Genomic DNA, 9,155 nt, shown 5'->3' with positions numbered 1-9,155 from the left:
AGGCCGCCAACAAGACGCAACTCGCCGTCGCCCTGCACTACGACAAGGGCCAGGGCGCGCCGCGCGTCGTGGCAAAGGGCAAGGGCACCATTGGCGCCAAGATCATCGAGGTTGCCAAGGCCCACGACATCCCGATCGAGGAGAACGAGGTGCTGGCCGGGGCGCTCTCCAATGTCGAGCTCGGCGACGAGATCCCGGAGGAGCTCTACAAGGCCGTCGCCGAGGTGCTGGTGTTCGTGCTCAATCTGTCGCGGCCGATGCGCTGAAGCCTGATCCGGCGCGACGCATTGTGATCTCCCTCATGCTTCGGTCGTGATCGCCCTGTGATAGGGAGGCGCAGCACTGACGGAGAGACCCATGCCCATGATCAGCCGCCGCCACGCGCTTGGCCTGATGGCCGGCGCCAGCCTGTTGCCAGCGCGTGCCTTCGCCCATGTCGCGCCGCCGCGCAACGAGATCCGGGCCGGGCTGGCGCAACGCTTCACGGAAGCAGGCACCAAGGGCACGTTCCTCGCCTACAAGGTCGAAGAGTATCTCATCATCGCCAGCGACACCGATCGCTCCGGCGAAGCGAAGCTGCCGGCCTCGACATTCAAGATCGCCAACTCGCTGATCGCGCTCGAGACCGGCGTCGTCGAGGACCCGGACAAGGACGTGTTCAAGTGGGACGGCGTCACCAGACCGATCGAGGCCTGGAACAAGGATCACACGCTCCGCAGCGCGATCGCCGTCTCCGCCGTGCCGGTCTATCAGGAGATCGCGCGCCGTATCGGGCCCGAGCGGATGCAGAAATATCTCGAGGAGCTCGACTACGGCAATCACGACATCGGCGGCGGCATCGATCAGTTCTGGCTCACGGGAAGCCTGCGCATCGATCCGGTCGAGCAGGTCGACTTCATCGACCGTCTCAGGCGCGGCGCGCTGCCGCTGTCGAAGCGCAGCCAGGACCTCACGCGCGACATCGTCCCGGTCACCAAGGTCGGCGACGCCGTCATTCACGCCAAATCCGGATTGCTCGGAAAAGAGCAGGGCTCGCTCGGCTGGATGGTCGGCTGGGTCGACAAGGGCGATCAGCCCACCGTGTTCGCCATGAACATGGATTGCCCCGAGCCGCGCCACGTCGAGGCGCGCATGACGCTGACGCAGGCGTGCCTGAAGGACATCGGCGCGCTGTGAAATCGAACTGCTGATGGAGGCTGATACTCTCACCCGTCATTGCGAGCGTAGCGAAGCAATCCAGAATCTCTCCGCAGTGAAAGTCTGGATTGCTTCGCTGCGCTCGCAATGACGTCGAGGCCGGCGGCTTATCTCCGCGCCAACTCCAGATCGACGCCCTTGATGTCCGTTCCTGCGGGCCGGATCGACACCGTCTGCCGCTTCCCGCTGGTCGTCAGGGCCAGCCCGGCCGAGAAGGTCTGGCCGCGCGCCTGGGCCTCGATGCGGTTGCCGACCGCGCGGCCCTCGATCGTGCCGGACGCGTTGTGGCTCGACTCGCTCCATTGGCCGGAGATCTCGCCGCCGCGATAGGCGACGTCGCTGGAAAGGTCGATGTTGTAGCTGTCGCTGGCGCAGCGGATGTTGAGCCGCAGCTGTTCCCCAGCGCCGCCGACGTCGTAAGCCGCGCGGCAGCGCAGCCGCTCCTGGTTGCCGTCGGACAGATTGATGACGCCGCCGCCGGTCCAGGAGCCCTCGAGCGCGCGAAACGGCGAGGCGGGCGCGCCGTGGGCCGCGCCACCGACAGCGAGGGCGGTGAGCAAAGTGGGAATTGCAAGGCGAGAGGCGCGCATCGTCGGGCTCCGTTTCATCGTCGAAAAGCGAGCGACAACGCAGGAACACCCGATACGTTCGATCCGTCACCTCAAAAATTGATCCAAATCGTTCTATTTTTGCTCACGACAGCTTGAACAGGACGCGCAGGAAATCCGTCACCGCCTGACGCGCCGCCTCCGCAGTGGCCGGATTGCCGCCGACATGCGGATCGAACTCGACGCAGGCGTCCTGATAGGTGAAGGGCTGCTGCGTCTCCGCATTCATCAGCATGCCGCCGTCACCTTCGACGATCCGGCAGTTGCGCACGGTCTGCGCTTTGGGCGCGAGCGCCAGCATGTTGGCGCCGAGCAGGCCGAGATCGAAGCCGTGCGGCGAGTCCGGATATTCGGTGAGCTCGACGTCGCGTCCCGCGACCTTCAGCCGTTCGACGAACGCCTTGCAGGTGCGCACCGGATTGTAGTCATCAGGTCCGCCGTGAAAGATCCGGATCGGCCGTGCGACCACGTCGGTGTCGTCGCGATATGTCGTCGAGCAATCCGGGTAGAACGGGATGTAGGCCGCGAACTGCAATCCGGAGCTGTTCCAGCGCTTGTGGAAGCGTTGCAGGCTTGCATAGAGCGCCGCCTGTCCGCCGCGGGAGAAGCCCATCAGCGCGATGCGCTCGGGATCGACGCGCGGATGCTTCGCCAGCACGTCGAGCGAATGATAGATGTCCATGATCAAATTGAGCCGGCCGAGCAGCGCCTGGTTGGTGCTGGTCGCGGTGATGCCGCGCCCGGTGAATCCGTCGATCACGAAGGTCGAGATCCCCATCGCGTTGAAGGTGCGGCTCCAGGCCGCGATGTTGGCGCCGACGCCGCCCGAGCCATGCATCAGCACGACGACCGGCAGCCGGCCGGTGCCTTGGGCGACGCGCAACTCGCCGGCCACCGTGACAGGCTTGCCGCCGTCGTCGCCGGCAAGGAATTGCCGGTCGGACAAAGTGAGCGAGGGGATCGGATACATCTCGACCCGCGCCGGCACGTCCTTGGTAATGCCCTGGGCCTGGGCCGCGCCCGTGATCGTGATGCCGAGCATCGCGAGCACCGCCGCCATCGCGCGCCGCCAGCGCCCGGTGGCGCATGGCGTCATGCATGCGAGACCGAGAGTCGCGCGTACAGCAGACACCGCCGCTGCCGCACCGATGCGTGGCTCCATGACCGTCCTCCGCGCTCGCCACGTTTTCCGCAGCGTTGCTCCGAGTAGAACGAGACCGGGCGATGCTGTCAAACGCTGGCGAGAAGCGGGGTCGGGTCGGCAGTGGAGAACGTGCTCTTCCAGACGCATCTGGTGCAATGCGACATGTCGTCGGTTCAGTCTGCCCGCCGTCATCTCACGCGTCGACCAGCCCCGGGCTTGCCCGCGAGCGTCACGAACGACCTCGCGGTCGACGACGCGGTAGTCGGCCTGCCAGCGGGCACGCGTCACGGCATGCCTGATATGGCCGCGCTGGTTGCTGAAAAACTTCAGGTGCGGATTGTTGGCCATCAGCGTCGGCTCGCTGTCGTAGCGCGAAGCCGTCGCCGGGCGCGCGCCTTGGACGAGATCGAGGTGGCCAGGAACTCGACGCCGACCCGCGCTGATTTGCTGCACGCGGACGGCGGGTGTCAGCCGATGTCCGGTCTTTCCTGCGCCTCTTCTTCAGCAGAGCAGATTGTCCGAATGCAAAGCTCGGGCGCAAGTCGCTGAGAGATGGCCTTGCCACGTCTGCTGCTTGACACGTCCAGACCAATGCACATCGAGGGATGATATCGGGCAACCCCAGCATTCGAGTTGGTGTGATGGCACCAGATGGCGGCATCGTGAATGATCCGTTAGCAGCTCAAGCAAAGCCTGGCGGTATTGCGTATTGCAAGAGGTAGGTCTGGATGGAAAGCGCTGATCGACGGACAACGAGACCGATAAGCGGCGTAGCCCGCGAAAAAATGTCGCGCTGTCTGCTCTGTCACTGATCCGTAACGGATATGCCTTCGTCTTGTTGTCGCGGGCTCATGCGGCGTCTCACGGCAAGTGTGAACCGGAGGGGCGCGACAAAGTGCGCAGGCCTCGCCTCTATCAGGCGGCGTTGTTGTCGCAGGCGGCGTTTTGTTCAGGAAAGAAGCTGGCCGGGAGCTAACAGGTCACCTATGTAACCGCCGCACGAAAGTTCGTCAGCTCGCGACCGTGGTATACGGCGCGCCAAGTTTGTGAGCGACGACCTGGGGCGGGGCGACCGGTCTTCTTCGATGATCGGACCGGCCCTGAATCGACCCGGGATTGATGCGCGCCGCGAAGTAATCAGATGGGCTTCATGTTGAAAGAGAAGTTGATCCGTTCTGCCGGTGCGATGGCCTGCGCCGCATCGCTTCTGACACTTGCGGCGTGTAGCGACCCTAACGCCGCGTCAGCGCCGGGGACCAGCAATCCTCCGGAGGTCGGCGTCGTCAATGTCATCTCGGCGCCGGTGACCTTGACCAAGGATCTGCCGGGGCGGATCACGTCGATGCGGATTGCGGAGGTGAGGCCGCGCGTCAGCGGCATCGTTGTCGAGCGCAGCTTTCAGCAGGGCGCGATGGTCGAGGCGGGCGCCGTGCTCTACCGGATCGATCCGGCTCCGTTCGAGGTCGAGCTCGAGAAGGCGCGGGCGGCGCTCGCCAAGGCCGAGGCCGTGCTCTATCAGGCTGACCGGCAGGAAGATCGACTGAAGAACCTCCTGAAGGGCGAGGCCACGACCCAGGCGCAGTATGAGCTCGCCGTTGCGGCGGAGCGTCAGGCCCAGGCCGAAGTCGCCGCGCAGAAGGCCTCGGTGGCGCAGGCCCAGCTCAATCTCGACTGGGCCACGGTGCGGGCGCCGATCTCCGGCCGCATCGGACGGGCGCTGGTGACGGAAGGCGCGCTGGTCAATCCCAACGAGACGACGCATCTGGCGACTATCCAGCAGCTCGATCCGGTCTACGCCGATTTCACGCAGTCCGTGGACGAACTGAACCAGCTTCGGCGCGATCTTGCCGAAGGCCGGCTCAAGAGCGTGTCGCCCGAGGCGGCGCGGGTCCGTCTCGTGTTCGACGACGGCTCGACCTACAAGCATGCGGGACGGCTGCTGTTCTCCGACGTCAGCGTCGATCCGTCCACGGCCAAGGTCACCTTGCGCGGCGAGTTTCCGAATCCGGAAGGCGAGCTGCTGCCGGGCATGTATGTCCGCGTTCAGATCGAGGAGGCGATCGACGCCGCCGGCATCGTCGTGCCCTCGCAGGCGGTGCAGCGGACGACGGCCGGCAACAGCGCCGTCTACGTCGTCAACAATGAGGGGCGGGCAAACCTGCAGCCGGTGCGGCTCGGGCGTTCGCTCAACGGCGGCATGCTGATCGAGGATGGCCTCAAGCCAGGCTGGAAAATCGTCGTGGACGGCTTCCAGAAGTTCGGGCCCGGCAGTGCGGTCACGCCGGTGCCGTGGAAGATGTCGGTCGCCGACAAGCCGTCCGCTGCGAAGTGAACGTGGCCTGCGGCCCGGAGAGCATCTGTCATGTCACCCTTTTTCATCGCACGTCCGATCTTTGCCTGGGTCGTGGCGATCTTCATCTGTCTCGGCGGCATCCTGTCGATTCCGTTCCTGCCGGTCGCGCAATATCCGATCATCGCGCCGCCTTCGATCTCGATCTCGACCGCCTATCCCGGCGCGTCGACCGAGAACCTCTATTACAGCGTCACGCGCCTGATCGAGGAGGAGCTCAACGGCGCCGCCGGCATCCTGAATTACGAATCGACCAGCGACACGACGGGCGAGGTCGAGATCATCGCCCAGTTCAAGCCGGGCACGGATATCGAGCTCGCCGCGGTGGACGTGCAGAACCGCATCAAGCGCATCGAGCCGCGCCTGCCTGAGGCCGTGCGCAAGCAGGGCATCGTCATTCTCGAGGCCTCGAGCGCCATCCTGCAGTTCGTCACGCTGACCTCCACCGACGGCAGCCTCGACGAGATCGGTCTCGGCGACGTCGCAACCCGCTACGTGCTGCCGGAGCTGCGGCGCCTGCCCGGCGTCGGCCGGGCGCGCTTGTTTGCCACCGAGCGCGCCATGCGCATCTGGCTCGATCCCGACAAGCTGCTCGGCCTGGGCCTGACCGCGCAGGACGTCGATGCCGCGATCGCGGCGCAGAACGCGCAGGTCGCCTCCGGCATTCTCGGCGTGCCGCCGTCGCCCAGGGCCCAGCGCACGCAGAACACCGTGCTGGTGAAGGGGCAGCTCGAATCGCCGGAGGAGTTCGGCAACATCGTGCTGCGCGCCAATCTCAATGGCTCCGCCGTCAAGCTGTCGGACGTCGCCAAGATCGAGGTCGGCGGCTTGACCTACGCCTTCTCGTCCTGGCTCGACGGCAAGCCGGCGGCCGCGGTCGCCGTGCAATTGGCACCGACCGGTAACGCGCTCGCCACGGCAACCGCGGTGAAGACGCGGATGGCCGAGCTCGCCGCGTTCTTCCCGCCGGGCGTCAAATATGAGGTCTCCTACGACATCACCCCGGTCATCGCCGCCTCCGTCAAGAAGGTGCTGATGACCCTGGGCGAGGCGGTGATCCTCGTCTTCCTGGTGATGTTCCTGTTCCTGCAGAACATCCGCTACACGCTGATTCCAACCATCGTCGTGCCGATCGCGCTGCTCGGCACCTGTGCGGTGCTGCTCAGCCTCGGCTTCTCCATCAACGTGCTGACGATGTTCGGCATGGTGCTCGCGATCGGCATCCTGGTGGACGACGCGATCGTCGTCGTCGAAAATGTCGAGCGCATCATGGCGGAGGAGGGGCTGTCGCCGCGCGAGGCCACCGTCAAGGCGATGGAGCAGATCACCGGCGCGGTGATCGGCATCACGCTGGTGCTGATGGCGGTGTTCGTGCCGATGGCCTTCTTCCCGGGCTCGGTCGGCATCATGTATCAGCAGTTCTCGGCCTCGATGGTGGTGTCGATCGGCTTCTCGGCCTTCCTCGCGCTGTCCTTGACGCCGGCGCTGTGCGCGACCCTGCTCAAGCCGATCGAGAAGGGCCACGGCCACGCCAAGCGCGGCTTCTTCGGCTGGTTCAATCGCTGGTTTGGCCGGGTGACGGAGCGCTACACCGGCGCGACGCGCTGGGTCGTCGCGCGCGGCGGCCGGTTCATGATCATCTACGTCCTGCTGCTCGCTGGCCTCGGCTATTCCCTGTGGCGTCTGCCGGGCGGCTTCCTGCCGGTCGACGACCAGGGCTTCGTGATGGTCGACGTGCTGACGCCGGCCGACGCGAGCACCAACCGCACGCTCGATGTCGTCCAGACGGTGGAGAAGAAGCTCGCGGAGACGCCCGGCATCGACACGGTGTCCTTCATCGCCGGCTTCAGCTTCTACGGCCAGGGCTCGAACACGGCGCAGGCCTTCGTGACGCTGAAGGACTGGTCGGAGCGCGGCCGTAACGAGAGCGCGGACGCCTTGATCGCGCGTCTCAATCCGGAGCTCGCCAAGATCCGTGACGCCGAAGTGTCGGTGCTGGCGCCGCCGCCGATCGACAACCTCGGCAACACGTCGGGCTTCAGCTTCCGTCTGCAGGACCGGTCGCAACGCGGCTACGACGCGCTGATGGCGGCGAAGGACCAGTTGTTCAAGGTCGCCGCGGAATCGCCCGTGCTCGGCAAGCTCAGCGTCGAGGGATTGCCGCCGGCTCCGCTCGTCCGTCTCGAGATCGACCGCGCCAAGGCGGCCGCGCTCGGGGTGACCTTCGCCGCGATCAACGGCGCGCTGTCGACCAGCCTCGGCTCGAACTACATCAACGACTTCCCGAATCTCGGGCGCATGCAGCGCGTCGTCGTCCAGGCCGACGAGGACAAGCGCACCAAGCCCGATCATCTGCTGACCTACAGCGTGCGCAACAATGCCGGCGAGATGGTGCCGTTCTCGTCGTTCGCGCGCATCGCCTGGTCGGTCGGTCCGACCCAGGTCGTCGGTTTCGACGGCTATCCGTCGGTCCGCATCACCGGCAATCCGAAGCCCGGCTACACCTCGGGCGACGCGATCGCCGAGATGGAGCGGCTGATGGGCACGCTGCCCAAGGGCTTCGGCTACGCCTGGACCGGGCAGTCGCTGCAGGAGAAGCTCGCGGGATCGCAGGCCGTGTTCCTGCTCGGCCTGTCGATCCTGTTCGTGTTCCTATGTCTCGCCGCGCTATATGAGAGCTGGGCGATTCCGTTTGCCGTCATGCTCGCGGTGCCGCTCGGCCTCATCGGGTCGGTCGCCGCGGCGTGGCTGCGCGGGCTGCCGAACGACGTCTACTTCACCGTGGGCATCGTCACCATCATCGGCCTGTCGGCGAAGAACGCCATTCTCATCATCGAGTTTGCCAAGGACCTGCGGGCCCGCGGCACGCCGCTGATCGAGGCGACGGTGACGGCGTGCGAGCTGCGCTTCCGGCCGATCATCATGACCTCGCTCGCCTTCATCCTCGGCGTCGTGCCGCTGGTGATCGCGACCGGCGCGAGCGGTGCCAGCCAGCAGGCGCTCGGCACCGGCGTGCTCGGCGGCATGATCACGGCGACCTTCCTCGCCGTGTTCTGGGTGCCGGTGTTCTTCGTCGTCGTGGTCCGCTTCTTCACGCGCGACAAGGCGGCGGTCGCGCCGGCACCGAAGGCAGAGGTGCCGTCGGCGGCGCACTAGGGCGTTGGCCTGTAGCCGAGACGCGCAGCTCCTGCGCGTCTCCCCGGCGAAGGGCGGGAGCCAAGCGCCGCGCCGCCTACGGTGAAGCTCGGCTGGGCCCCAGCTCGCTTCATGTCCAGCTTCAGTGGTCATGGGTCCCGGCTCAAGGCCGGGACGACAGCAGAGTATTTGGCCCGGCTCTCGCGTCATCATCACCGTCGTCCCGGCGAACGCCGGGACCCATAACCATAAATCGTCGCAAGTGGCAGACCTGTAGCCGCCACTTCCGCTACGATGTCGGCCGGCAATTATGGATCCTGGGTCGGCGCGGCGCGCGTCGCCGCTGGCCCGGGACGACAGCGGAGTCCGTAGCAGACGATGGCCGACATCTATGATCCGGATTTCGTGAAAGGCGTGTTCGACCGCTGCTCCGAGCGCTACATCGCCTTCAGCCTGGTGTTCTCGTTCGGCTTCACGGAGCGCTGGCGCCGGCAATGCGTGGACGCCATGCCGGCGTCGTTGGCCGATGGTGCGCGCGGCTATGATTTGATGGCCGGGACGGGCGAGGTCTGGCCGCATCTGTTGAAGCGCTTCGACGGCATCGCCGCGATCACCGCCGTCGACATCTCCTCCGGCATGCACCGCCGCGCCATGGCGCGGCTGCATGCGCACCGTGCCCACCGGATCGACTTCATCGAGGACGATCTGCTGGCCAGCGACC

At 66.0% G+C, this 9,155-nt stretch carries 8 protein-coding genes; 6 read left to right on the top strand and 2 right to left on the bottom strand.

Features of this window, described 5'->3' with window-relative positions; all coding sequences use genetic code 11:
* Nucleotides 1-266 (top strand): EscU/YscU/HrcU family type III secretion system export apparatus switch protein (locus BRAO375_RS25585; RefSeq protein WP_035642165.1); only part of this gene is annotated, 266 nt, incomplete at its 5' end.
* 91 nt (nucleotides 267-357) lie between these two features.
* On the top strand, nucleotides 358-1,176 hold the full coding sequence (gene blaOXA / locus BRAO375_RS25580) for an OXA-1091 family oxacillin-hydrolyzing class D beta-lactamase (protein ID WP_009030344.1): 819 nt from the start codon (nucleotides 358-360) through the stop codon (nucleotides 1,174-1,176).
* A 128-nt stretch (nucleotides 1,177-1,304) separates the two neighbouring features.
* On the opposite strand, the gene BRAO375_RS25575 is transcribed toward blaOXA, so the two are convergent.
* Together BRAO375_RS25575 and BRAO375_RS25570 are read right to left on the bottom strand one after the other, a co-directional pair.
* Nucleotides 1,305-1,787, bottom strand: coding sequence for a hypothetical protein (locus BRAO375_RS25575; protein WP_009030343.1), 483 nt, complete (start codon nucleotides 1,785-1,787; stop codon nucleotides 1,305-1,307).
* Between the two features lie 103 nt (nucleotides 1,788-1,890).
* Complete coding sequence (locus BRAO375_RS25570) at nucleotides 1,891-2,847, bottom strand: dienelactone hydrolase family protein (protein WP_502688960.1); 957 nt, start codon at nucleotides 2,845-2,847, stop codon at nucleotides 1,891-1,893.
* A gap of 231 nt (nucleotides 2,848-3,078) precedes the next feature.
* Here BRAO375_RS25570 and BRAO375_RS25565 point away from each other — a divergent pair, with 231 nt between their 5' ends.
* The 4 genes from BRAO375_RS25565 to BRAO375_RS25550 all read left to right on the top strand — a co-directional run.
* Nucleotides 3,079-3,498, top strand: coding sequence for a hypothetical protein (locus tag BRAO375_RS25565; protein WP_139031466.1), 420 nt, complete (start codon nucleotides 3,079-3,081; stop codon nucleotides 3,496-3,498).
* Between the two features lie 601 nt (nucleotides 3,499-4,099).
* On the top strand, nucleotides 4,100-5,281 hold the full coding sequence (locus tag BRAO375_RS25560) for an efflux RND transporter periplasmic adaptor subunit (protein WP_009030341.1): 1,182 nt from the start codon (nucleotides 4,100-4,102) through the stop codon (nucleotides 5,279-5,281).
* Nucleotides 5,282-5,311: 30 nt separating this feature from the next.
* A complete protein-coding gene (locus tag BRAO375_RS25555) occupies nucleotides 5,312-8,455 on the top strand; it encodes a multidrug efflux RND transporter permease subunit (protein ID WP_009030340.1) in 3,144 nt (1,047 codons plus the stop codon).
* Between the two features lie 357 nt (nucleotides 8,456-8,812).
* A partial coding sequence (locus BRAO375_RS25550) for a class I SAM-dependent methyltransferase (RefSeq protein WP_035642162.1) occupies nucleotides 8,813-9,155 on the top strand: 343 nt, incomplete at its 3' end.

Origin of the sequence: Bradyrhizobium sp. ORS 375, assembly GCF_000239775.1 — a bacterium.
Lineage (GTDB): Bacteria > Pseudomonadota > Alphaproteobacteria > Rhizobiales > Xanthobacteraceae > Bradyrhizobium.
Note: the sequence above shows the minus strand (reverse complement) of the source record. Positions and strands in the feature narration are given on the sequence as shown.

What these genes read in the sequence shown, in the direction of transcription:
- BRAO375_RS25555 (WP_009030340.1), top strand. Translation starts at nt 5,312, where the DNA reads ATGTCACCCTTTTTCATCGCACGTCCGATCTTTGCCTGGGTCGTGGCG.
- BRAO375_RS25575 (WP_009030343.1), bottom strand. Translation starts at nt 1,787, where the DNA reads ATGCGCGCCTCTCGCCTTGCAATTCCCACTTTGCTCACCGCCCTCGCT.
- blaOXA (WP_009030344.1), top strand. Translation starts at nt 358, where the DNA reads ATGCCCATGATCAGCCGCCGCCACGCGCTTGGCCTGATGGCCGGCGCC.
- BRAO375_RS25560 (WP_009030341.1), top strand. Translation starts at nt 4,100, where the DNA reads ATGTTGAAAGAGAAGTTGATCCGTTCTGCCGGTGCGATGGCCTGCGCC.
- BRAO375_RS25570 (WP_502688960.1), bottom strand. Translation starts at nt 2,847, where the DNA reads ATGCTCGGCATCACGATCACGGGCGCGGCCCAGGCCCAGGGCATTACC.